At 59.6% G+C, this 24,853-nt stretch carries 21 protein-coding genes and 1 pseudogene; 19 read left to right on the top strand and 3 right to left on the bottom strand.

The genetic code is table 11. The annotated features are described in order from the left end of the window. Nucleotides 1–53: 53 nt before the first annotated feature. The 9 genes and pseudogenes from J2046_RS05495 (at nt 54) to J2046_RS05455 (ending at nt 11,701) form a co-directional block, all read left to right on the top strand. A complete protein-coding gene (locus tag J2046_RS05495; protein WP_210050122.1) occupies nt 54–482 on the top strand; it encodes an Rrf2 family transcriptional regulator in 429 nt (142 codons plus the stop codon). Between the two features lie 203 nt (nt 483–685). Further along, nucleotides 686–2,890, top strand: a complete 2,205-nt coding sequence (locus J2046_RS05490) for a NosR/NirI family protein (protein ID WP_233469594.1) — start codon at nt 686–688, stop codon at nt 2,888–2,890. A gap of 26 nt (nt 2,891–2,916) precedes the next feature. Next, nucleotides 2,917–4,836: a TAT-dependent nitrous-oxide reductase gene (nosZ, locus tag J2046_RS05485; protein ID WP_210050120.1), complete on the top strand. Its 1,920-nt coding sequence runs from the start codon at nt 2,917–2,919 to the stop codon at nt 4,834–4,836. Nucleotides 4,837–4,868: 32 nt separating this feature from the next. Then, nucleotides 4,869–6,221, top strand: coding sequence for a nitrous oxide reductase family maturation protein NosD (locus J2046_RS05480; RefSeq protein WP_233469551.1), 1,353 nt, complete (start codon nt 4,869–4,871; stop codon nt 6,219–6,221). Then, on the top strand, nt 6,218–7,120 hold the full coding sequence (locus J2046_RS05475; protein WP_210050117.1) for an ABC transporter ATP-binding protein: 903 nt from the start codon (nt 6,218–6,220) through the stop codon (nt 7,118–7,120). The genes J2046_RS05480 and J2046_RS05475 overlap by 4 nt, the downstream gene beginning before the upstream one ends. Next, nucleotides 7,117–7,944 (top strand): ABC transporter permease, encoded by an 828-nt coding sequence (locus tag J2046_RS05470; RefSeq protein ID WP_210050116.1) that lies wholly within the window; start codon nt 7,117–7,119, stop codon nt 7,942–7,944. Before J2046_RS05475 ends, J2046_RS05470 begins: the two co-directional genes overlap by 4 nt. Then, complete coding sequence (locus tag J2046_RS05465) at nt 7,941–8,501, top strand: nitrous oxide reductase accessory protein NosL (RefSeq protein WP_210050115.1); 561 nt, start codon at nt 7,941–7,943, stop codon at nt 8,499–8,501. The genes J2046_RS05470 and J2046_RS05465 overlap by 4 nt, the downstream gene beginning before the upstream one ends. Continuing rightward, nucleotides 8,494–9,489: an FAD:protein FMN transferase gene (locus J2046_RS05460; RefSeq protein WP_210050114.1), complete on the top strand. Its 996-nt coding sequence runs from the start codon at nt 8,494–8,496 to the stop codon at nt 9,487–9,489. Before J2046_RS05465 ends, J2046_RS05460 begins: the two co-directional genes overlap by 8 nt. Before the next feature lie 323 nt (nt 9,490–9,812). After that, a pseudogene (locus tag J2046_RS05455) lies at nt 9,813–11,701 on the top strand (bifunctional sugar phosphate isomerase/epimerase/4-hydroxyphenylpyruvate dioxygenase family protein). A 96-nt stretch (nt 11,702–11,797) separates the two neighbouring features. On the opposite strand, the gene hppD reads toward J2046_RS05455, so the two are convergent. Then, entirely contained in the window at nt 11,798–12,913 is a 1,116-nt protein-coding gene (gene hppD / locus J2046_RS05450) for a 4-hydroxyphenylpyruvate dioxygenase (RefSeq protein ID WP_210050113.1), read from the bottom strand. A 124-nt stretch (nt 12,914–13,037) separates the two neighbouring features. On the opposite strand from hppD, the gene J2046_RS05445 reads away from it, so the two are divergent. Then, nucleotides 13,038–13,517, top strand: coding sequence for an Lrp/AsnC family transcriptional regulator (locus J2046_RS05445; RefSeq protein WP_210050112.1), 480 nt, complete (start codon nt 13,038–13,040; stop codon nt 13,515–13,517). Nucleotides 13,518–13,520: 3 nt separating this feature from the next. Here the strand turns inward: J2046_RS05445 and J2046_RS05440 are convergent, their stop codons facing one another. Then, complete coding sequence (locus J2046_RS05440) at nt 13,521–14,036, bottom strand: MarR family winged helix-turn-helix transcriptional regulator (RefSeq protein ID WP_233469550.1); 516 nt, start codon at nt 14,034–14,036, stop codon at nt 13,521–13,523. A 26-nt stretch (nt 14,037–14,062) separates the two neighbouring features. Here J2046_RS05440 and hmgA point away from each other — a divergent pair, with 26 nt between their 5' ends. The 8 genes from hmgA (at nt 14,063) to J2046_RS05400 (ending at nt 22,682) form a co-directional block, all read left to right on the top strand. Further along, nucleotides 14,063–15,424 carry a homogentisate 1,2-dioxygenase gene (gene hmgA, locus J2046_RS05435; protein WP_210050111.1) on the top strand — a complete coding sequence of 454 codons (1,362 nt, stop codon included), beginning with the start codon at nt 14,063–14,065 and terminating at the stop codon, nt 15,422–15,424. A gap of 114 nt (nt 15,425–15,538) precedes the next feature. Next, nucleotides 15,539–16,558 carry a fumarylacetoacetate hydrolase family protein gene (locus tag J2046_RS05430; RefSeq protein WP_210050109.1) on the top strand — a complete coding sequence of 340 codons (1,020 nt, stop codon included), beginning with the start codon at nt 15,539–15,541 and terminating at the stop codon, nt 16,556–16,558. Further along, nucleotides 16,555–17,190 (top strand): maleylacetoacetate isomerase, encoded by a 636-nt coding sequence (gene maiA, locus J2046_RS05425; protein WP_210050108.1) that lies wholly within the window; start codon nt 16,555–16,557, stop codon nt 17,188–17,190. The genes J2046_RS05430 and maiA overlap by 4 nt, the downstream gene beginning before the upstream one ends. A 305-nt stretch (nt 17,191–17,495) precedes the next feature. Then, a complete protein-coding gene (locus tag J2046_RS05420; protein ID WP_210050106.1) occupies nt 17,496–19,022 on the top strand; it encodes an ABC transporter substrate-binding protein in 1,527 nt (508 codons plus the stop codon). A gap of 80 nt (nt 19,023–19,102) precedes the next feature. After that, nucleotides 19,103–20,044 carry an ABC transporter permease gene (locus J2046_RS05415; RefSeq protein ID WP_210050105.1) on the top strand — a complete coding sequence of 314 codons (942 nt, stop codon included), beginning with the start codon at nt 19,103–19,105 and terminating at the stop codon, nt 20,042–20,044. 16 nt (nt 20,045–20,060) lie between these two features. After that, complete coding sequence (locus tag J2046_RS05410; protein ID WP_210050104.1) at nt 20,061–20,939, top strand: ABC transporter permease; 879 nt, start codon at nt 20,061–20,063, stop codon at nt 20,937–20,939. Between the two features lies 1 nt (nt 20,940). Then, on the top strand, nt 20,941–22,149 hold the full coding sequence (locus J2046_RS05405; RefSeq protein ID WP_210050103.1) for an amidohydrolase/deacetylase family metallohydrolase: 1,209 nt from the start codon (nt 20,941–20,943) through the stop codon (nt 22,147–22,149). 35 nt (nt 22,150–22,184) lie between these two features. After that, complete coding sequence (locus J2046_RS05400; protein WP_210050102.1) at nt 22,185–22,682, top strand: RidA family protein; 498 nt, start codon at nt 22,185–22,187, stop codon at nt 22,680–22,682. Between the two features lie 14 nt (nt 22,683–22,696). Here J2046_RS05400 and J2046_RS05395 read toward each other — a convergent pair whose 3' ends face one another. Continuing rightward, entirely contained in the window at nt 22,697–23,536 is an 840-nt protein-coding gene (locus J2046_RS05395) for an IclR family transcriptional regulator (RefSeq protein WP_210050314.1), read from the bottom strand. A 102-nt stretch (nt 23,537–23,638) separates the two neighbouring features. Here J2046_RS05395 and J2046_RS05390 point away from each other — a divergent pair, with 102 nt between their 5' ends. Then, complete coding sequence (locus J2046_RS05390) at nt 23,639–24,835, top strand: aminotransferase class V-fold PLP-dependent enzyme (protein ID WP_210050101.1); 1,197 nt, start codon at nt 23,639–23,641, stop codon at nt 24,833–24,835. Nucleotides 24,836–24,853: the final 18 nt, after the last annotated feature.

Raw genomic sequence — 24,853 nt, 5'->3', positions numbered from 1 at the left:
AAATATTCTCCACTCTGCGCGATACGGCGTAGGGGAATGAAAGTCGCCTCAACATGCAGCTTACGGTTTTTTCCGACTACGGAATGCGGTTGATGATGATGGCCGCCGCTCATCAGGACCGGCTCATCACGATCGAGGAAGTCGCCAGAGTTTACGGCATCTCCCGCGCCCACATCATGAAAGTGGCCCAATTGTTAGTCAAGAAGGGATTTCTCAAGGCTGTACGCGGTCGAGCCGGCGGCCTCATGCTCGGGCAGCCGGCCGAAGCCATCCGCATTGGCGATATCGTACGGGCTACAGAACCGGATTTCGCGGTCGTTGAATGCTTTAAACCCGACAACAGGTGTCGAATTACCCACTCCTGCCGCCTACAGGGAATCCTGGGAGGCGCGGTTATGGCATTTCTCGATGTTCTGGATCGCCATACGTTGCAGGATCTTATGCTCAACCCAGAAGATTTCGGCACGCCGAACGCTGCCTGAACTGACAGGGAAGCCGGGAGCCAAAATTTCAATCGCAAAAAGATGCATCCTTTATAGTTGATTTAGCTCAAAGAGTATTTTCCCGAGTCCCCTAAAGCTCTGCTCGTAATTCACAGAAGACCGAGCAGATGCCACAGAGATCACGTTTTTCGCTGCGCCCTTCGATCCTGTTTGCCTGGTTTGCGGCCTTCTTCATTGCATTCATGATTGCACCGCAAGGCCATGCTGCCGGGCAGCTCTCTACTTTTCTCGATAAGGTCCAGCCGGGAGATCTTTTCCAAGGCGCAGATCGTTTCGGACCGATTGCCGGAGACCCGCCGATCGTTCCGGTTCTCCGTAGCGACGAACTGCTTGGCTACGCCTATCTCAATTCCGATTTCACCAGTTCTGTCGGTTATTCCGGCAAGCCCATCCGCATCGTCGTCGGCATCGATCCGAAGGGCGTCGTACGGGGCCTCAAGCTGGTCGATCACAAGGAACCCATCGTTCTTATCGGCATACCCGAGAAGAAAGTGGTCGCATCGCTGAATGCGATCATCGGAAAGGATATGGGACGCGTTGCCGCGGGAGCGGAACGGCCGCCGCAGGTCGATATCGTCAGCGGTGCGACTGTCACCGTCCTTGTCATGGGCGACAGCGTGGTGCGCTCCGCAGTCCAGCTCATCCGCAGCAATCGGCTGAATGCAGGTAGCGGCGAGACGGTTGCGACGGCGACCGAAATCAGAAAGGTCGATCCATCCAGGACTGCCGTGAGTGACTGGCAGACGCTCATCGGCGACGGCTCCATCCGCAGCCTTCGCCTGACAGTCGGGGAAGTGTCGGATGCGTTCCGACAGGCGGGCCAGCCGATCGCCGCCGAGAAGGCTGAAACCCAGAATCCCGAAGACAGATTCATCGATCTTTTCATGGCGCCTGTCAGCGTCCCGGCGATCGGCAGAACGCTTCTGGGAGAGGAGGGGTATCAGCGTCTGATAGCCAGGCTCAAGCCCGGACAGTCCGCCCTCATCGTGGCTGGTGATGGAGCCTATTCCTTCAAGGGCTCGGGCTATGTTCGCGGCGGCATTTTCGATCGGGTCGAACTGCTGCAGAACGGCCAGGGCCTCCGCTTCCGTGATCGCGACCATACGAGGCTGCCGGCATTTGCCGCACCGGACGCGCCACACCTTCGCGAGATCGCTCTGTTCATTGTGCCAAGCGAGTTTGCCTTCGATGTCACGGAGCCCTGGGAGTTGCAACTGCTCGTGCAACGCAGTGCTGGCGGTCGTGAGAAGGCTATCCTTCCCTATAACCTCGGCTATTCTCTCCCCTCTGCCTACATGACGGTCGAGAGCGGCCCGGCTGGACCACCGGTGCCTGTCGCGACTGACGAAAAAGCGATCACGGCCGTGTCAACTGATCCGCTGCAGGAGGGCCAGCCCCTGTGGATCAGCATCTGGCAGATGAACCGCGTGTCGATCGGCATCACGGTCGTAGCCGTGCTCGTGCTGACTGCGATCTTCTTCTTTCAGGATTGGCTGGTCCGCCGTCCCAAACTTTTCGCCTGGGTCCGCAACGGCTATCTCATCTTCACACTGGTCTGGCTCGGCTGGTATGCCAATGCCCAGCTATCGGTCGTCAATGTCCTGACGTTCGCCAATGCCCTCGTCGCCGGCTTCAACTGGGAATTCTTCCTCGCGGCACCGCTCATCTTCATCTTGTGGGCGTCGGTGGCAGCTGCACTGCTTTTCTGGGGACGCGGGCCGTTTTGCGGCTGGTTGTGCCCGTTCGGCGCGCTTCAGGAACTGACCAACAAACTGGCCCAGCGGCTGAAGGTGCCGCAGCTCCAGTTGCCCTGGGGGCTGCACGAGAGGCTCTGGCCGGTCAAATACATCATCTTTCTCGGACTGTTCGGCCTTTCCTTCTATTCGATGGCGCTCGCTGAGACAGCCGCGGAGGTTGAGCCTTTCAAGACGGCGATCATCCTGAAATTCGCCCGCCAGTGGCCCTTCGTCCTCTTCGCCGTGACATTGCTCGTCGCCGGCCTTTTCATCGAGCGTTTTTACTGCCGCTACCTCTGCCCGCTCGGCGCAGCACTCGCCATACCCGGTCGCATCCGCATGTTCGAATGGCTGAAACGCTGGCCGGAATGCGGCTCGCCCTGTCATCGCTGCGCCAAGGAATGTCCCGTCCAGGCCATTCATCCGGAAGGGCAGATCAACGTCAACGAGTGCATCTACTGCATGCACTGCCAGGAACTCTACCAGGACGACCAGCGCTGTCCGCACATGATCGAGGTGCGGAAAAAGCGCGAGAAATTCCTGCGGCTGTCTTCCCCCGCTTCCCGCGGCGAAACGCCACCCAAAACCCAGGTCACCTACAAGGGTGCACCAATCACCAGCTCTGACGCCGTATCGGATCAGCCGGCGTGAAGGGACCAACCAAGGAGAGACGAACAATGTCTGACGAACACAACCCACCGCGCCTGAACAGGCGGCAGATACTGGGGACGACCGCCATGGCCGCTGTCGCAGGCGCGACCGGGGTCGGTGGTGCGCTCACGCTTTCCGGCGCGGCTTCGACGCCGGCGCTCGCGCAGAAGGCGGGCAGCCAGCCATACGAGGTGAAGCCGGGCGAACTGGACGAATACTATGTATTCTTCTCCAGCGGGCAGACTGGCGAAGTCCGTATCGTCGGCCTGCCCTCCATGCGCGAGCTGATGCGCGTTCCGGTTTTCAACCGATGCAGCGCGACTGGCTGGGGCCAGACTAATGAAAGCCGCAAGATCCTGACCGAAGGTCTGCTGCCGGAAAGCGTCGAGTTCCTTGAGGATAAAGGTGGCATCTATCTCAACGGCGACCTCCATCATCCCCACCCGTCCTTTACGGAAGGCTCCTATGACGGGCGCTATCTCTTCGCCAACGACAAAGCCAATACCCGCGTTGCGCGCATTCGCCTCGACGTCATGAAGTGCGACAAGATCATCCAGCTTCCCAATCAGCACACCGTCCATGGGCTGCGTGTCCAGAAATATCCGAAAACGGGCTATGTCTTTGCCAACGGCGAGGATCGTGCGCCTATCCCGAACGACGGCAAGATCCTCGACGATACCAAGCAGTACCATGCGATCTTCACCGCGATCGACGGCGAGACCATGAAGATCGCCTGGCAGGTCATGGTGGATGGCAACCTCGACAACGTCGATGCCGACTACCAGGGCAAATATTGCTTCGCCACCTGCTATAATTCCGAAGAAGGCGTAAACCTCGAACAGATGATGTCGAAGGAGCAGGACTGGGTCGTTGTGTTCGACCTGAAGCGGATCGAGGAAGCCGTCGCCAAGGGTGACTACAAGGAAATGAACGGCGTGCCTGTCGTCGACGGCCGCCATGGGTCTCCCTTCACGCGCTATATTCCGGTCTCCAACAGTCCGCACGGCATCAACACGGCACCCGACGGCATTCATGTGGTCGCCAACGGCAAGCTGTCGCCGACCGTGACGGTCTTCGACGTTCGCAAGTTCGATGACCTCTTCGCCGACAAGATCAAGCCGCGCGATACCGTCGTCGCCGAACCGGAACTGGGCCTCGGCCCGTTGCACACGGCCTATGATGGCAAGGGCAATGCCTATACGACGCTCTTCCTCGACAGCCAGATATGCAAATGGAACATCGAGGATGCCAAACGCGCCTTTAAGGGTGAGAAGGTCGATCCGATCCGCCAGAAGCTCGACGTCCAGTATCAGCCAGGCCACAACCACACCTCCATGGGCCAGACCAAGGACGCCGATGGCAAGTGGCTGATCTCGCTGAACAAGTTCTCCAAGGATCGTTACCTCAACGTTGGTCCGCTGAAGCCGGAAAACGACCAGTTGATCGACATCTCCGGTGATCAGATGGTGCTGGTGCATGACAATCCGACCTTCGCGGAGCCGCATGACGCCACGATCGTCCACGCTTCGAAGATCAACCCCATCAGCATCTGGAAGCGCGACGACCTCTTCTTTGCCGACGCCGTCAAACAGGCGAAAGCCGACGGCATCGATCTGCTCGTCGATTCCGAGGTCATCCGGGATGGCAACAAGGTGCGTGTCTACATGACCTCTGCCGCCCCGGCCTTCGGCCTGGAAAGCTTCACGGTCAAGGAAGGGGACGAGGTCACGGTCTACGTCACGAATATCGACGAGATCGAGGACCTGACCCACGGCTTTGCCCTCGTCAACTATGGTATCAACATGGAAATCGGGCCGCAGGCGACTTCCTCGGTGACGTTCAAGGCCAGCAAGCCGGGCGTCTACTGGTACTATTGCTCGTGGTTCTGCCATGCCATGCACATGGAGATGAAGGGCCGCATGTTGGTCGAGCCCAAGACGGCATGATGCGGCGGAGATCAACAATTGCGACAATCGGGATGGCGGCCTTCTGGGCCGCCCTTCCAGCCGTGGCGCTTGCTGAGGACCGTATTGTCTCACCAGCCGAGGGACGGTCGCTACAAGCGGTTATCGATGCGGCGGCTGCAGGGGATGTGATCACCTTGAAGGCAGGCGAATATGCTGCGCCCATCGCTATCGGCAAGCCGCTTATACTTTCCGGCGAAAAAGGAGCCCGCATCGTCGGTAATGGCAGGGGCAGTGTGATCACGATCAATGCGGCGGGCGTCACTATACGCAATCTCGCCATCAGCGGGTCCGGCTACGATCTGACAGCACTCGATTCGGGAGTGCTGGCGACGGAGGCGGCGACCGGCGCAGTGATCGAGGGCAATGTGATGACCGGCAATCTTTTCGGCATCTATCTCCACGGCGCGGCCAATTCCGTCGCGCAACGGAATACGATTGTCGGACTGCAGGGCGAGCGCCTCAGCGAGGCCGGCAACGGCGTTTCCGTCTGGAACGCGCCCGGCGCGCAGGTCCTGGACAACGTGATCGGCTACGGGCGAGACGGCATCGCCACCATGGCCAGCAAGCGTAATGTCTTCAGCCGCAACCGGTTCAGCGATCTGCGCTTCGGCATCCATTACATGTACACGAACGACAGCGAGATCAGCGACAATATCTCCACGGGCAATTCCGTCGGTTACGCGATCATGTTTTCCAACCGCCTGAAGATCACTGGCAATGTGTCGGACGGCGACCGCGACCACGGTCTGCTGCTCAACTATGCCAACAGCTCGATCATCACCGGCAATTCCGTCTTCGGCCGCCTGCAGCCGGCGAGCCGCTGGCTGCTCGGGGGGAACCGGAACGCAGATCCCGACATGCCCAAGAGCGAGGACACGACATCGATAGAGCGGAATCCCGCGGGATTACGACCAGGCCCGGAAAAATGCGTGTTTATCTACAACGCCAACAAGAACCGCTTCGCCGACAACCGCTTCGAGGGATGTGCGATCGGCATTCATTTCACGGCGGGCTCCGAAGCGAATGCCATCAGCGGGAACGCGTTCATCAACAATCGCAACCAGGTCAAATATGTCGGTACGCGCTATATGGACTGGTCGAAGGATGGACGGGGCAACTACTGGAGCGACAATCCGGCCTTCGATCTTAATGGCGACGGCATCGCGGACAATCCCTACCGGCCGAACGACCTGATCGACAAGGTTCTATGGACGGCGCCCCAGGCCAAGCTGCTGACGACCAGCCCTGCAGTTCAGGTCATCCGCTGGGCGCAGGCGCAATTCCCTGCCTTGCTGCCGGGCGGCGTGGTCGACAGCCATCCGCTGATGAGGCCGATCACCGGAAAGAGACAACAAATCCAATGACAACAACGGTCGAACTTACGAGCGCCTCCAAGCGCTATGGCAAAATCGAGGCCACGAAGGATATGTCCTTCGCGCTGAAGGCCGGAGAGACCATTGCCCTGGTCGGTCATAACGGCGCGGGCAAGACCACGCTGATCAAGCTGATGCTTGGCCTGATCCGCCCGACCACGGGCTCTGTCAAGGTTTTAGGCGAAGATCCGGCGACAGGCGACTTCGCGGTCCGCCAGCGGCTGGGCTATCTGCCGGAGAGCGTTTCCTTCCATATGACGCTGACAGGACGTGAGACGCTTGCCTTTTATGCCAGGTTGAAGCGCGTGGCGGTTTCCCACATCGATACGCTCTTTGAACGTGTTGGGCTGTCGCCTGAAGCCGCAAACCGACCGGTTCGCACCTATTCGAAAGGCATGCGTCAGCGACTAGGGCTCGCCCAGGCGCTCCTCGGCGAGCCGCGCATCCTGCTGCTTGACGAGCCGACCAGCGGGCTAGATCCGGCGCTGCGGCGGAATTTCTACGACCTGATAACCGAGTTGCGCGGTGGCGGGGCGACGGTGCTCCTCTCATCGCATGCCCTGACCGAGCTCGAAGATCGGGCAGACCGCGTCATCATCGTCAATCGTGGCTCCAAGATCGCGGACGGAACCCTGGATGAACTGCGCAAGCTCGCGCGTCTGCCGACCCGCATCAGCGTCCGGCTTGCAAACGGAGCAAGCAGCCTTGAAGGGGCAAGCTGGAGCAGAACGGCCGAAGGACGTCTCGAAGCCAATGTCGCGCCGGAGGACAAGATCGCGCTGCTGCGCGAAGTCACGGGCGATCCCTCCATGCTGGCCGATTTGGCTATCACCGAGCCTACGCTCGACGATCTCTACGCGCATTTCCTGAACGGGCAGAAGACGCAATGACCAACATCATCATCGTCGCCCGCAAGGAAATCCAGGAGGGCCTTCGCAATCGCTGGGTCCTGGCGACGACGCTGCTCTTGGCGGCCCTCGCGCTTACGCTTTCGTTTCTCGGAAGTGCGCCGACCGGTAATGTCGGTGTCAACCGGCTGGATGTCGTCATCGTCAGCCTGTCGAGCCTCACCATCTTTCTCATCCCGCTGATTGCGCTTCTGATCTCACATGATGCGATTGTCGGCGAAGCGGAGCGTGGGACTATGCTGCTGTTGCTGAGTTATCCACTCGGCCGAAGCGAGGTGATGCTCGGCAAGTTTCTCGGACATGTGTCCATTCTCGCTTTCGCAACGCTCTTCGGCTACGGCGCGTCCGCGCTGGGACTCGCCCTGACCAGTACGGGGATCGATATCGAAAGCTGGCGATCCTTCGCCTCGATGGTGGCATCCTCGGTACTGCTCGGCGCGGTCTTTATCGCCATCGGTTATCTGATCAGCACGCAGGCAAGCGAACGCAGCACGGCGGGCGGGATCGCCATCGGCATCTGGCTGTTTTTCGTCCTGATCTATGACATGGCCCTGCTCGGCGCGCTGGTCGCCGGGCAGGGCCAGGCCTTGCCCTCGAGGCTCCTCGACCTGCTTCTGGTCGCCAATCCGACTGACGCCTATCGCCTGCTCAATCTTAGCTCCGGAGGCGCGAGCGCTCTTTCGGGCATGGGAGGGATTGCAGGCCATACGCGGCTTTCCACGCCTGTTCTGGTCGGTGCTCTGGGGTTGTGGACCGTCCTCCCGCTCGCCGTCGCCAACTTTATCTTCGCCAGGAGGGAAGTATGAGATTGATCCTAGCCGCAGCGGCGGTCGCTGCATCTTTCCTTCTTGTCGGCTGCAAGGAGGAAAGCACCATTGTTCCGCCTCCGTTTGCTCTGACGGAAGAAGCGATGGGACGCTATTGCGGCATGAACGTGCTCGAACATCCAGGTCCAAAAGGGCAGATCATCCTGCAGCAAATACCTGAGGCGATCTGGTTCTCGTCCGCACGCGATGCTCTCGCCTTCACCATGTTGCCGGAAGAACCGAAGGACATCGCCGCGATCTATGTGTCCGACATGGGCAAGGCACCGAACTGGGATCAGCCGGGAGCGGAAAACTGGGTCGACGCGCGCAGGGCATTCTTCGTCATCAACAGTTCTGCGCGCGGCGGCATGGGTGTCGATGAGGCCGTGCCCTTCTCCAATGAGAATGATGCGCGCGCGTTCGCTTCGAAGAACGGTGGGCGCGTAGTTGGCTTCGCCGAAGTGCCGAAAGCCTATATCCTCGGAGTCGGCGCGGAACTACCCGCAGCGGATTCCTCCCGAACCAACGACAACGGTAGGGGCTATGAGCATGGCTGAGACTTTCACACGCCGCCGTGCCATCTGTATTCTGGCCGCTGCTGCGGGGCTTCCGCTCAGCCCATCTGCCGGGCTTGCGGCACGGACGACGGAGCCGATTGTCTGGAAAGGCCAGGCGCTTGGAGCTCCGGCGAAGCTGATCCTGAACCACGACGATCCCGTGCTGGCGAGGCAGTTGGTCAATCGCGTCATTGTCGAAGTCTCCCGGCTGGAAGCGATATTCAGCCTGCACAGAAGCGATTCCGTTCTGGCGGAGCTGAACAGGGTGGGCGCAATCGCTGCTCCCCCTTCAGACATGATCATGTTGCTGGAAAGATCCCGTGCCATTTGGGAAGTTAGCGGTGGTGTCTTCGATCCGACGATACAACCGCTCTGGGCCCTCTATGCGCAGCATTTCTCCAGTGCCGATGCTGATCCTGCCGGACCGAAAAACGACGCACTCCGGGCGACCCTTTCTCTTGTCGGTTTTGATGGGGTTCGCTTCAACCGGGATCGCGTCGCTTTCGCTCGATCACACATGGCCCTTAGCTTCAATGGCATTGCGCAGGGTTACATTACCGACAGCATCGTTCAGACGCTTCGCGATGCCGGGGTCACCAGCAGCCTTGTCAGCATGGGGGAAAGTCGTGCCATCGGTGCCGCGTCCGACGGCCGACCCTGGCGTATCGGCCTCGCTGAAATGGAAGCCGGTGAAACCCCGGATACGGTCATCGATATCATCGACAAGGCGGTCTCTACTTCGAGTTCATCAGGATTCCATTTCGATCGTTCGGGCCGCTTCGGACATATCCTGGACCCAATCCATGGTTGTGTTCCGGAGCGTTACCGGCGCATGAGCGTGATTGCTCCGGATGCAACAACGGCCGATGCGCTCTCCACCGCGTTCAGCCTGATGGAACCGGCGAGAATTCGGCATTTCCTTGAAGGGCGCCCGGATATCGCCGTAGACATGGTCGCAGCCTCCGGCGAGCATGTTCGTATCGGCTAACTCAAAATCAGTATGGCAAATCCGAACCGCCGTTAAAGCGGGAAAAGCGAGAGGTCGCAGAACGCCGTAATTGGCGTTGCGAATGGGTTTGCTACCGAGGCATCGGCTGCGTGTGGAAAGCCGTTTGGTTTGCCCCTACGAAGAACAGCAGAAGCTCATCACCGTGGCGATGGCGTTCATGGCCGAGCTTTGTGCAGATACCTCTCAAACTATTTGATGTTATGAACCATTTAGTACAAAATGCCTGACCTCTGGCGAGGAGCATTCGGCGGCGGCCGATGCCTCATGAAACGCTACGCGGAATCGGAAGAAGGGAGGAGTAGATGAAGACCTCGATAGCGACCGTATCGATCAGCGGGGAGTTGCCTGAAAAGCTGGAGGCCATTGCAAAGGCCGGCTTCGATGGCGTGGAAATCTTCGAAAACGACTTCCTGGCCTTCGACGGCAGTCCGGTGGATGTTGGCAGGATGGCGCGCGACTACGGCCTTGAGATTACACTATTCCAGCCCTTTCGCGATTTCGAGTGCATGCCGCCTTCCCACCGGCAACGAACCTTCGACCGCGCCGAGCGCAAGTTCGACGTTATGCAGCAGCTCGGCACCGAGCTGCTGCTTGTTTGCTCGAATGTCTCGCCAGTCTCGCTCGGCGGGATCGACCGGGCGTCGGCGGATTTCCACGAGCTCGGCGAGCGGGCTGCCAGGCGCGGCCTGAAAGTCGGTTATGAAGCGCTCGCCTGGGGCGCCATATCAACGACCATCGCGACGCCTGGGAGGTCGTGCGGCGCGCCAACCATCGGAACATCGGTCTCATCCTCGACAGTTTCCATACGCTGTCGCGCAAGATCGACATCAACTCAATCCGTTCCATCCCGAAGGACAAGATTTTCATCGTCCAGCTTGCCGATGCGCCGCTGATCGACATGGACTTGCTCTACTGGAGCCGGCATTTCCGTAATATGCCGGGCGAGGGGGACTTACCCGTAACGGAGTTTGCAACAGCGATCGCCGAAACCGGCTATGATGGCTACTTCTCACTGGAAATCTTCAACGACCAGTTTCGCGGCGGTTCGACCCGCTCGATCGCGGCAGATGGCCACCGTTCGCTGATCTATCTCGGCGACCAGGTGCGAAGGAGCCCGAATGTGTCTGGCCTGACCCTTCCCGCCATGCCGGATCGGGCAAAGGTGAAGGGTGTCGGATTCGTGGAATTCTCTGCCGATGAAAAGGATGCCGCGGATCTTGTCGCCATCCTCCATACGCTCGGCTTCAGTAAAGCGGCTGTCCACCGAACCAAGAAGGTCAGTCTGTTCAGCCAGGGTGATATCCGGCTGCTCGTCAACACGGACGAGAAAGGGTTTGCGAACGCGTCCTTCGCCGTGCACGGCACCTCTGCCTATGCGATGGCGCTCCTCGTTGACGACGCAAAGGCCGCGCTCGCGCGTGCCGTGACACTCGATGCGGAGCCATTCAACCAGCCGGTCGAACCGGGTGAGGTGAAGATACCGGCGATCCGCGGCGTCGGCGGCGGGCTGATCTATCTGATCGACGACAAAAGTAAGCTCGGGCGCTTTTCCGAAATCGATTTCCTGCCCGTTAAAGAAGAAAAGGAGATTGCCCGGGCCCATCTCCTGCGCATAGATCATATTGCCCAGACGGTGGCCTATGACGAGATGCTGACCTGGCTTCTGTTCTATACTTCGATCTTCGATGCCCATAAGACGCCGATGGTGGATATCATCGATCCGGCCGGCGTGGTGCGCAGCCAGGTGGTGGAGAATGCCTCTGGGGCACTGAGGGTCACGCTGAACGGCGCGGAGAACCGCCGCACTCTGGCAGGCCACTTCATTGCGGAAAAGTTCGGTTCGGGCATCCAGCATCTCGCCTTCGAAACCGATGACATCTTCGCAACCGCCGCATCACTCCGGAAGAACGGGTTCCGGCCGCTCTCCATCTCGCCCAACTATTATGGCGATGTCGAAGCCCGATTTGGTCTCGACCCGGAGCTGACAGAGCAGCTGAAGGCGGACAACATCCTCTATGACCGTGACGAACACGGAGAATATTTCCAACTCTACAGCGGCACCTATGGTGAAGGCTTCTTCTTCGAGATCGTCGAACGACGTGGCTATCGTGGCTACGGTGCCCCGAATGCCATCTTCCGCATCGCCGCGCTCAAAAAACAGATGCGCCCGGAGGGGTTGCCGAGAAATTAGCGTTTGCCTGCGTGCGCTCCATGTTCATGTCTAGCGGTCTATCTGCGGTTCGGCATATTTCTCCTCAATATTGGCTGCGGCTGAACAGGATGTTTCCTATTCCGCGGCTTCCTTTGGCTTGAGGACGCCACGGCGAATCTGATCTTCTTCGATCGATTCAAAGAGGGCGCGGAAATTGCCCTCTCCGAAGCCTTCGTCGCCTTTACGCTGGATGAACTCGAAGAAGATCGGGCCGATGACGGTCTTCGAGAAGATCTGCAGCAGGATCTTTGTCGTACCGCCGTCGAGCACGCCTTCGCCGTCAATCAGGATGCCGTGTTTTTTCATGCGGTCGATCGGTTCGTCATGGCCGTGCACGCGGTCTCTCGACATTTCATAATAGGTGTCGGGTGGACCGGGCATGAATTTCAGCCCGTTGTCGGCGAGCCTGTCGGTTGCCTCATAGATACTCTCCGTCCCGACCGCGATATGCTGGATGCCTTCCCCCTTGTACTTCTTCAGATATTCTTCGATTTGGCTGGTGTCGTCCTTGGATTCGTTCAAGGGGATACGGATCTTGCCGCAGGGTGAGGTGATTGCCCGGCTCATCAGGCCGGTGATGCGACCGTCGATATTGAAGAAGTGGATCTGCTTGAAATTGAATAGCTCGCGGTAGAAATCCCACCACTTGTCCATATTGCCGCGATAGACGTTGTGGGTCAGATGATCGAGGTAATAGAAGCCGACGCCCTCGGGCTTAGGATTGCGTTCGCCGAGCCATTCGAATTCCGCGTCGTAGGCTGAGCCTTTCTCACCATAGCTCTCGACGAAATAGAGAAGCGATCCGCCGATGCCAACAATAGCCGGCACATCGAGCGTCTTGTCTTTGTCCTCATAGGGTTTCGCGCCCTTGGCGACCGCATGATTGAAAGCGTGTTTGGCATCAACGACACGCCAGGCCATGCTGGGCGCGCAGGGGCCATGTTCATCGACGAAACGCATGGCATGGCTGCCCGGCTCGGCGTTGACGATGTAATTGATATCGCCCTGGCGCCAAACGGTGATGTTCTTCGCCTTGTGCCGCGCCACCGGTTTGTAGCCCATGCGGTCGAACAGTTCTTCCAGCTTCTGCGGCTCCGGATGGGCGAATTCGACGAATTCGAAACCGTCGGTCCCCGCTGGATTGTCGGCGGTGATCTCAGAAACCGGTGCGTCGTGCGGGAAAGGACCCATGGTAAACTCCTCCTGTCAGTCACCCTTTATGATGATGCAGGTCACGTGCATTGTGCTTGCAATATGGGCTGTATTCCGCTCGAATGACGCATGATGTGTGCGAGATTAATGAAATGGGTGCACGATGAATGCCTTGGACGGATATGATCTAAAAATCCTGAACCATCTGCAGAACAACGGACGGCTGACCAATAACGAACTCTCCGAGCTCATCGCCTTGTCTCCCTCGCAATGTTCACGCCGGCGGGCACGGCTGGAAAGTGAGGGGTTCATTCAGACCTACCGGGCACATCTCAACCGGCAGAAGCTCGGTCTCGACCTGCTCGTGGTCATCGCCGTGACGCTGGCCACGCATAACCGCGATAATGCTAAGCGCTTCGCGCGCCTCGTCGAGGACCTGCCGGAAGTGCTGGAATGTTTCTCGCTGACCGGTGAGATGGATTATCATCTGAAAGTGGTGACACGCGATCTTGCGGGTCTGTCCCATTTCGTCAATGACGTGTTGCTGCCGCATGAAAGCGTGCAACATGTCAAGACATCAATCGTTCTCAATGTCCTGAAGGATTTCGGCGGGATTCCGATTCAAAAGCCCGCCAAGAGCTGAGGCTCAGAGGCCATCAGGTTCCGGAAGCTTGTTGCCTTTGGCGGGCTTGCGCATGGCGCTTTCCACCGCCGCGAGACCCTCGTCAAGCGCCCGGACGCCGCCGTCACCGACCTCTGCCTCCAGCTCTGTCTGATACCGGCGGGCGAGTTCGATCAGCTCCCGGTAAGCCTGTAGCCCGGCAGCAGTGAGTTCCAGATGCTCGAGCCGCCGGTCGGCTTCGTCCTGCGTTCGCCTTAACCAGCGACGCTGTTCCAGCTCAAACACGGCGCGGCTTACCTTCGTCTTGTGCATGCTCGAATGGATGCCGACTGCCTTCGATGTCATGCGGCCGGAACTGCCGAGGGCTGCGAGCGTGCGCCATTCCGGCCGTGTCATGTCATACTTTGCCTTGTAATGCGCGGCGAAGCGCAGGCCGACAAATTCAGCGGCGCGATTGAGACGGTAAGGAAGAAATTGTTCGAGAGCAAAGTGGTCCATGGCGTTGATGGTTACAAAATAGATGGTTACATTTGTAACCATATCGTCATCATGGGAGGAAGCAAGCCATGCTGGACAAGATCGATCCGAAAGCCGTAAAGGCCTCTGTCAAAACGCAAGCGCTCGCCTACATGCCGGGCTTCGGCAATGATTTCGAGACCGAGAGCCTTCCGGGAGCATTGCCGCAGGGCCAGAACAGCCCGCAGCAGTGCAATTACGGCCTCTATGCCGAGCAACTTTCCGGCTCGCCCTTTACCGCGCCGCGCGGCACCAACGAGCGTTCGTGGCTCTATCGTATTCGTCCCAGCGTGCGGCACACGGGCCGCTTCACGAAAATCGACTATCCATTCTGGAAGACTGCGCCCCATATCGGCGAGCACTCGCTGGCGCTTGGGCAGCTTCGCTGGAGCCCGCTGCCGGCTCCAAAGGAGGAATTGAATTTCCTGCAGGGTATCCGCACGATGACAACGGCGGGCGATGCGCTGACCCAGGCGGGAATGGCGGCGCATGTTTACACGTTTAATGCCGACATGGTGGACGACTATTTTTTCAATGCCGATGGCGAAATGCTGGTTGTGCCGGAGACGGGCTCGATCCGCGTTTTCACCGAGCTCGGCAAGATGGACCTGGAGCCATCCGAAATCTGTATCATCCCGCGCGGAACCATGTTCAAGGTCACCCGGCTCGGCGAGGAAGACGTCTGGCGCGGTTATATCTGTGAGAACTACGGCGCCAAATTCACGATGCCGGACCGCGGCCCGATCGGCGCCAACTGCCTCGCCAATCCGCGTGACTTCAAGACACCTGTGGCTGCCTATGAAGACAAGGAAACGCCCTGCCGCGTGCACGTGAAGTGGTGTGGCTCTTTTCATGTGACCGAGATCGGCCATTCACCGCTCGACGTCGTTGCCTGGCACGGCAACTATGCGCCCTACAAATATGATCTGCGCACCTTTTCGCCAGTCGGTGCGATCCTGTTTGATCATCCCGATCCGTCGATATTCACTGTGCTGACGGCACCGTCGGGCGAGGAGGGAACGGCGAATGTGGATTTCGTCATCTTCCCGCCGCGCTGGCTGGTGGCGGAACATACGTTCCGACCGCCCTGGTATCATCGCAACATCATGAGCGAGTTCATGGGGCTGATCTACGGTCGCTATGACGCCAAGGAAGAGGGGTTCGTGCCGGGAGGCATGAGCCTGCACAACATGATGCTGCCGCACGGCCCGGATTTTATCGGTTTCGAAAAAGCATCGAACGGCGAACTGAAACCGGTCAAGCTCGAGAACACCATGGCCTTCATGTTTGAGACGCGGTTCCCGCAGCAAATCACCAGGTTCGCCGCGGAACTCGAAACGCTGCAGGACAATTATATCGATTGCTGGACTGGCCTCGAACGCAGGTTTGACGGCACGCCAGGCATCAAGTGAAATAATACGAGGGCACGTCTGCTCAATTAAACAGTCTGGGCGTTGTTTTCTTCGACAGGCGCCACACATTCTGACATGTGGCCTTGAGGAGCAGGGCGAATAAGAGGGGGACATATGAAGCTTGCGACGTTGAAGGATTCCACGCGCGACGGTCGGCTGGTCGTGGTGTCGAAAGACCTGACCCGGTGCTCGGAGGTGGGGCACATCGCCCGGTCGCTGCAGGCGGCACTGGATGACTGGGCGCATGCGGGGCCGCGGCTTGCCCGCGTCGCGGAAGGGATTGAAACCGGTTCGCAACCGACCCACCGTTTTCATGAGCATGACGCCACGTCGCCGTTACCGCGTGCTTATCAATGGGCAGATGGTTCCGCCTACGTCAACCATGTCGAGCTTGTACGCAGGGCGCGTAACGCCGAGATGCCGGAGAGTTTCTGGACCGACCCGCTGATGTATCAGGGTGGTTCCGACGCCTTCCTCGGCCCGCGCGATCCGATCCTGCTCGGCGACGAAGCCTGGGGCTGCGACATGGAGGGTGAGGTGGCTGTCATCGTTGACGACGTGCCGATGGACGCGTCGGTGGACGAGGCTCGCGATGCAATTCGGCTAGTTATGCTGGTCAACGACGTATCGTTGAGGGGACTGATCCCGGCTGAACTCGCCAAGGGTTTCGGTTTCTTCCAGTCAAAACCCTCTTCGGCGTTTTCACCGGTCGCCGTCTCTCCGGATGAGCTTGGCGATGCCTGGGGTGGCGGCAAACTGCATTTGCCGTTGCGTGTCGATCTGAACGGCAAGCCGTTCGGCCGGGCCAATGCCGGTATCGACATGACCTTCGATTTCCCGCAACTCATCGCCCATGCGGCTAAGACCAGACCCCTTGCTGCGGGTACGATCATTGGTTCCGGTACGGTTTCCAATAAGCTTGACGGCGGGCCGGGCAAGCCGGTGGCCGACGGCGGAACGGGTTATTCCTGCATCGCCGAAATCCGCACGATCGAGACTATCAATCTCGGCGTGCCGAAGACGCCCTTCCTGCATTTCGGGGATACGGTGCGGATCGAGATGAAGGACGAGAAGGGGCATTCCATCTTTGGCGCAATCGAGCAGACCGTGACGAAATACGAGAAGACGGGATGAGCGACACGGTACTCTACGATTACTGGCGCTCTTCTGCCAGTTATCGGCTGCGGATCGCGCTCAACATGCTCGCCGAGACATTCCGCTCCGTTCCGGTCGATCTGCTTGCCAAGGCACACAGGTCGCAGGAGCATCTGCAGCGCAATCCGCAGGGCCTTGTCCCGGTGCTGGAGATCGACGGCCACATCTTTACCCAATCGCTGGCTATAATCGAATATCTCGACGAGACGCGCGGCGGCGCCTTCCTGCCAGGCGATCCCGTCGGTCGGCAGAGGGTGAGGGCGCTCTCCTACATCATCGCGATGGAAATCCATCCGGTCTGCAATCTCAACGTTACCGGTCATGTCCTGTCGTTGACTGGTGGCGGTGATGAAACACGGATCGCCTGGATGCAAAAATTCATCGGAGAGGGATTGGCCGCTTTCGAAAAATCCCTGGCTTCGCCCTCGACCGGCAGGTTCTGCCACGGCGACCGTCCGACCATGGCGGATATCTGTCTCGTGCCACAGGTCTATAATGCCCGGCGCTGGAATGTCGATCTCACCGGATACCCGAGGCTTTTGGCGATTGCCGATTGCTGCGCCGTGCTGAAATCGTTCGCCAATGCGCATCCGGACAAGGTGGCGCGTTAGAAACTTATCTTTCTCGTTCGGATTGATATCTGCCTCTGTGTCTTGCCGGATTGGCCCGAAGGCCGTCGTTGGCCACAGATTCGCCGATCAGTTCCCCACAGACACCGGGTGGTGGCGCCATATCATGGCGCTATCAGCTCATCTGCTCCCCGCGACGATTCCCCTTAGACCGTCAATGTTCGCCTCCGCTAAGGTTCCGCGATCCACTGGCACAACGGCAGGCCATTGACAGGGCTTTCGTGTTCTGTATTCTCTTATAAAGTCTTATATATCATAATAGTGGAACATAGAAACGGGAGACCTCGATGAAACTGAAACTGGCGTTCCTGGTTGCGACTGCCTTGATCGCAGCCCCCTCGCTTTTGATGGCTCAGGAAAAGGGCGGCGTGATCAACGTCGCGACAATCGGCGAGCCGCCAACTCTTGATCCGATGGTATCGACCGCCGACCTCGTCGGCATCGTCACGCAGCATATCTTCGAGACCCTCTATACTTTCGACAAGAGCTGGAAGGTGACGCCGCTTCTCGCCGAAAGCCTCCCGGAGATCAGCGCGGACGGCAAGACCTACACGATCAAGCTGCGCACAGGCATCAAGTTCCATGACGGCGGCGACATGACGTCGGAAGATGTGGTCGCCTCGCTCGGCCGCTGGACGAAGCTTGCTTCGCGCGGCAAGCAGGCCGCCGGTTTCATCGAATCCGTCGCTGCTGCCGATGCCGCGACGGTCACTATAAAACTGAAACAGCCCTATGCACCGCTTCTTTCTCTCCTCGCCTTCAACAATTCCGCGGCCATCATCATTCCGGCTGAAAAGCAGGATGAGCCGATGAAAGAGTTCATCGGCACGGGACCCTATATGCTGAAGGAGCGCAAGGCGGACCAGTATATCCAGCTCGCCCGTTTTGACGGCTATAAGCCCCGTTCCGGCGAGAGCGACGGTTATGGCGGCGCCCGTCATCAGTATCTCGATGAAATTCGTTTCGTGCCGGTTCCGGATCCGAACACGCGCGTGGAGGCGGCTGTTTCGGGCCAGTACGACTACGTCGACTCCATTCCGGTCGAATCCTTTGAAAAGATCAAGAATTCCCAGCCATCCGAGCCGATCATGCTGAAGCCGTTCGGCTTCCCGGTCTTCGTTTTCAACACCAAGGAAGGCCTCTCCTCGAACCTTGCGATCAGGAAGGCTGTCGAGAAGGCACTGAGCATGGAAGACATGCTGGCTGCAGCTTTCGGCAGCAAGGATTTCTACAACGCGGACGGAGCCTTCTATCCGAAGAGCTTTGTCTGGAACACCGAGGTCGGGACCGAAGGCAATTACAATCTCGGCGATCCGGAGGGGGCAGCAGCGGACCTGAAGGCAGCCGGCTACAAGGGCGAGCCGTTGCGGATCCTCACCAGCCGCCAATACGAGTTCCACTACAAGATGGCCCAGGTGGCGGCAGAATACCTGAAGCTCGCCGGCGTTAACGTGGACATGCAGGTGGTCGATTGGGCGACGCTGACCCAGCGCCGCGCCGACGCCAAGCTTTGGGATATCTACATCACCCACAGCCCCTTCCTGCCCGAGCCGGCCCTGATGGGCGTGCTGTCGACCAGCTCGCCGGGCTGGTGGGATACGCCTGCCCGCAAGGCCGCAGTCGATCCCTTCACGTCCGAAGCTGATCCGGCGAAACGCGTCGAACTCTGGGCAAATGTCCAGAAGACGATCTATGATGAACTGCCATTGCTGAAGATCGGCGATTTCAACGCTGTCTCCGCGAAATCGAAGAAGCTTGAAGGCGTCGATCCGGCTCCCTGGCCGTATTTCTGGAACGCCTCGATCACGAAGTAAGCACGAGAAATGCGGATGCCAGGCTGCAGGCCGGCATCCGCTCTCGGCCTTGTCCCGTGCGGACACAGGAACCCGTTTGCATGATACGTTACATCCTTCAGCGCCTCGCGGGCATGATCGTCGTGATGTTCCTGGTCGTCACGATCGTCTTCGTGATCGTGCGTGTGACGCCCGGAGACCCGGCCGCCGTGATGCTCGGTCCCGACGCGACGGCGCAGGACATTGCCGAGCTCAGGACCCGTCTCGGGCTCGACCAATCGATCGGTGTTCAATACATCTACTATATAGGCCAGCTTCTGCGCGGCGATCTCGGTCAGTCGATCTTTCTCAATATGCCGGTCGGATCGGCTCTTCTCGATCGCGCTGAGCCCACCTTTTTCCTGACAATCTTCTCGCTGGTGATCGCGAGCATCATAGCCCTGCCGATCGGCATCTATTCCGCCTACAGGCGTGGCTCCTTCGTCGATCAGGCTGCGACCACGATCGCCATGCTGGCCGCGAGCATTCCGAGTTTCTGGCTGGGCCTCATCCTGATGCAGTTCTTCGCGGTCAGGCTGAGCCTGTTTCCCGTTTCGGGATACGGCGGTCCGGGTTCCTCCTTTCTGGAACGGATGTATCACCTGACGCTGCCGGCTTTCGCGCTCGGTCTCGTCTCCTCGGCGCTCATTCTGCGCTTCACGCGGGCCTCGATGCTGGACGTGCTGGGTGACGACTATATCCGCACGGCGCGCGCCAAGGGTCTGGTCGAACGGCGCGTCGTGATGAAACACGCCCTGAAGAACGCACTGATCCCGATCCTGACCGTCATCGGCCTGACGGCGGCGGTCCTGATTTCCGGCGCGGTCGTCACCGAAACCGTCTTCGGTCTGCCGGGTGTCGGCAATCTCGTCGTCTCGGCGGTCCTGCGCCGCGACTATCCCGTGATCCAGGGCGCACTGCTGGTGATTGCCGGCCTCTATGTCCTGATCAATTTCGCGATCGACATGCTCTATCTTCTGGTCGATCCCAGAGTACGTTACTAATGGGGGTGCGCATCTGATGGCCGATATCGCAACCACCACTCCCAAGCCGGCTGTCAGCGAGCGAGGCAAATTCCTCCGCCGGCTGCTGAGGCGCAAGACAGTCGCTGCCGGCGTGATCGTGCTGACAATCTTCGTCCTGCTTGCGATTCTGGCGCCTTGGATTGCGCCTTATTCGCCCTCGAAGCTGTCGATCGTCAACCGGCTGAAGCCGCCGAGCGAAATCTTCTGGTTCGGCACGGATGAATTCGGGCGGGACGTCTTCTCGCGCACCATCTATGCCGGGCGGCTGTCTCTGCTGGTCGGGGTTGCCGTGGTGGCGCTGTCTGCCTTGATCGGCGTCACGCTCGGCCTGCTCGCGGGTTTTTTCCAGAAACTCGACACGCCGATCGCCCGGCTGATCGATGCGATGATGGCATTTCCGGATATCCTGCTCGCGATTGCGCTCGTTGCGGCCCTCGGTCCGTCGCTGGTGACGGTCATCGTCGCTTTGGCGATCGTCTATTCGCCGCGACTTGCCAGGATCGTACGCGCCTCCACGCTGGTGATCCGGGAACTGCCTTACGTGGAAGCGGCGAGGGCGCTCGGCATTTCGACCTTCCACATCATGACGCGGCATGTGCTCCGCAATCTCGTGTCGCCGATCCTGGTGCAGGGCACGTTCCTCTTCGCCAGCGCCATGCTGGCCGAAGCCGGGCTTTCCTTCCTCGGGCTCGGCGTTAGCCCTGAAATTCCAACCTGGGGAACGATGATCGCCGCCGGCCGCCAGTATATCGGCCAGGCCGACTGGATGACCTATTTCCCGGGCTTTGCAATCATTCTTTCCGTGCTGTCGCTGCAGATGGTCGGCGACGGGCTGCGGGACATGCTCGATCCAAGACTTCGAAAGGACCTTTAGAATGACCGGTGAAAAAGCGGGCAAGCCGCTCCTCCTCACCAATGTGAAGCCAATGGCCTTTGGCGGCGATACATCCGCCGCCGTCACCGACATCCTCGTCGGCGCCGATGGCAGGATTTCCGCGATCGGCTCGTCGCTTGCGGCGCCTGTCGATGCGGAGCGTGTCGACGGCAAGGGCGCGTGGATTTCTCCCGGCTGGGTCGACCTGCACGTCCACATCTGGCACGGCGGCACGGATATATCGATCCGTCCGTCGGAATGCGGCGCCGAACGTGGTGTGACCACGCTTGTAGATGCGGGCTCGGCAGGCGAGGCCAATTTCCACGGCTTCCGCGAATACATCATCGAGCCGTCGAAGGAACGCATCAAGGCTTTCCTGAACCTCGGTTCGATCGGGCTCGTCGCCTGCAACCGTGTGCCAGAACTGCGCGACATCAAGGATATCGACCTCGACCGCATCCTCGAATGCTACGCGGAAAACAGCGAGCATATCGTCGGCATCAAGGTGCGCGCGAGCCATGTCATCACCGGGTCCTGGGGTGTTACCCCCGTCAAGCTCGGCAAGAAGATCGCCAAGATCCTCAAGCTGCCGATGATGGTGCATGTGGGCGAGCCGCCAGCGCTTTATGACGAGGTTCTGGAAATCCTCGGGCCCGGCGACGTCGTCACTCACTGCTTCAACGGCAAGGCCGGTTCGAGCATCATGGAGGACGAGGACCTCTTCAACCTTGCCGAACGCTGTGCCTCCGAAGGTATCCGCCTCGACATCGGCCATGGCGGCGCGTCCTTCTCGTTCAAGGTGGCGGAAGCGGCCATCCAGCGCGGCTTGCTGCCGTTCTCGATCTCGACCGACCTGCATGGGCATTCGATGAATTTCCCGGTCTGGGATCTCGCAACGACGATGTCCAAGCTGCTTTCCGTCGGTATGCCGTTCGAGAAGGTGGTGGAGGCCGTGACCCATGCCCCCGCCTCGGTCATCAAGCTTTCCATGGAGAACCGGCTGTCGGTCGGCAGCCAAGCCGATTTTACGATCTTCGATCTCGTGGATGCCGACCTCGAAGCGACCGATTCCAACGGTGATGTCTCGCGGCTGACCAGACTGTTCGAGCCGCGCTACGCGGTCATCGGATCGGAAGCCACCGTCTCCAGCCGCTATATCCCGCGGGCCCGCAAGCTCGTCCGCCACAGCCACGGTTATTCGTGGCGGTGAGGCGACATTCCTGAAATTGCATGACAGGAGTTTAGGTGAATACGTCTCCAGCAAAGGCCACTCCGGTGGCAGAAACGCCTTATGGGCGGTTGGCGGCACTCGGCATCAAACTGCCGCCGCCGCCGCCGCCGATTGCCAATTTCGTGACGCATGTACGCGAAGGCAACATTCTCTACCTTTCCGGTCAGGGACCGCGGGAGATGGACGGTTATCTCCATGCCGGAAAAGTCGGCGGCGATGTCGATGTGGAGCAGGCCTATCAACACGCGCGACTGACGGGTATCAACCTGCTTGCCGTGATGCAGGATGCGCTCGGCGACCTTTCGCAGGTGAAGCGGGTCGTGAAACTGCTCGGCATGGTCAATGCCGTTCCGGATTTCGAGGATCATCCGCGGGTCATCAATGGGTGCTCGGACCTCTTCATCGAGGTCTTCGGCGAGGCGGGCCAGCATGCGCGCTCCGCCGTCGGCTTTGGTTCGCTTCCCGGCAATATCACCGTCGAGATCGAAGCGATTGTTGCTCTGCGCGATTGAGGGGAGGACAGAACTCAGTGGTTGCGCCAGCCCATCAGCTTTTCGATCTTCTCGGCAGAGGCGCGCACCTGTTCCGTATAGTGGTTCTCGTCGGAAAAGACCTTTTGTTCCGGCAGTACGATGGAAATGGTGGCGACGCACTGGCCCTCGCGATCTACGATGGGCGAAGCAATGCAGGCGACGGCATAGTCCGACTCCGCAACCTGAATGGACAGGCGTTCCTGAAACGCCTTGCCTGCCGAGTCGGACAGGGTGCGGGCATTAATCTCGGCGCGACCGGTCGGGGAGGTGCGGGCGCAACGCTTGAAGAGTTCGATCCGCTCCTCGTCCGGCAGGTGGCCTACAAGGAGCCGGCCGGAGGCGGTCCAGTTGAGCGGTACACGCGTGCCGACGCGCGAAGCGACCTGGAAATGGCTCGGGCCGTCCGCCATGGCGAGCACCAGCATATAGTCGCCGTCGCGGCCGCAGAGCTGCACGGTTTCACCCGCCTGCCGGCAGAGGTCGTGCATCTCGTGGGTGGCGACGCTCATGAAATCCAGCGACCGAGCATAGGCAAGACCGTAGTGGTAAAGCCGCGCGCCGAGCCAGATCGACCCGTCGGGATTGCGGGCCAGCATGTTCTTTTCGACCAGGTCATCGATGATCACGTAGACGGTGGAAAGCGGCGCCTTGACCGCCTTGGCGATGGCATAGGCGCCCGCCGGCGCACCGGTTTCGTAGAGATAATCGATCACCTGCAGCGCACGGTCGATGCCGCTCACGCGCGAGCGGCGCGCGCCCTTGGCTTCCGTTTCCTCGGTGGAAGCGGCGTCTTCGGAGAGTGCTGCAGATGAAGTCCTGGCGTCCAATTCAATGTTCCTCGCGGGCCTCTCGTGTGATTTTGAGAGGCTATTACATTACTATGGTATAGCTGTCGATGGCAATCCGCAGCCGGCCATCACTTTGGAGAGAAGAGAATGTCCGATGATATCCGCACCCGGATCGGGCTTCGCCCGGTCATCAATGTATCCGGCACGATGACCAGCCTGGGGGCCTCGATTGTCGTTCCGGAAGCGATCGAAGCGATGGCAGCGATCCTGCCGCAGTTCGTGGAGATCAATGACCTGCAGCGCAAGGCAAGCGCCGTCATTGTACGGCTGACGGGGGGCGAAGCGGGGTTCGTGACGGCCTCCTGCTCTTCCGGCATCAGCCTCGCAGTCGCCGGAGCCATCACCGGCAACAATCTGCTGGCGATCGAGAAGCTGCCGGACGTGACGCCGGAAAAGAACGAGGTCATCGTCCAGATGGGCCATGTGGTGAGCTATGGTGCACCGGTGGACCAGGCGATCCGGCTTGCCGGCGGCAAGGTGGTGCTGATCGGCCAGGCGACCTCGACGCATCGCTACCACATGGAAAACGGAATCACCGAGAAGACTGCGGCTGCCGTCTATGTCGTCTCGCATCACGTGGTCGATTACGGTCTCCTGCATCTGACGGAATTTGTCGAGATCGCGCATGCCAAAGGCGTACCCGTCATCGTCGATGCTGCTTCGGAATACGATCTTAGGCTCTTCCTGGCGCAGGGTGCGGATATCGTGCTCTATTCCGGCCACAAGTTCCTCGGCGGCCCGACCTCGGGCATCGTCGCCGGTAAAAAGGAACTGGTGCGCAGCGCCTTCCTGCAGAACATGGGTATCGGCCGTGGCATGAAAGTCGGTAAGGAGAGCGTCTACGGCGTCATGGCGGCGCTGGAGGCCTGGGAGAAACGCGATCATGCGGGTATCCGCGAGCGCGAAACCGGCTACCTGAACCTATGGAAAAGGACACTCGACGGCCGTCCGGGCGTGACTGCACTGATCGAGCCCGACCCGACCAACAATCCGCTCGACCGCATGCGGGTGATCATCTCACCGCCCGAAGCGCATATCACCGCCTGGGATCTTGCAAGTGCGCTTGGACGCGGCGAACCGCCGATCATCGTCCGCGACCACGAGGTGGAACATCACTATTTCTACCTCGACCCGTGCAATCTGCATCCGGGCCAGGAAACGATTGTTGCGAACAGGCTCGCGGAAGAACTCGATAAGGCACGCGCCTCCAACGAGATTATCGCCACGCCCATCGAGGAACGCAGCCGGCACCGTTTCGACAGTGTGCTGCGCTGGCCGGACTGAGCCGAACAAGACGACAGG

Source organism: Neorhizobium petrolearium, from assembly GCF_017873175.1.
Classification (GTDB): domain Bacteria; phylum Pseudomonadota; class Alphaproteobacteria; order Rhizobiales; family Rhizobiaceae; genus Neorhizobium; species Neorhizobium petrolearium.
Note: the sequence above shows the minus strand (reverse complement) of the source record. Positions and strands in the feature narration are given on the sequence as shown.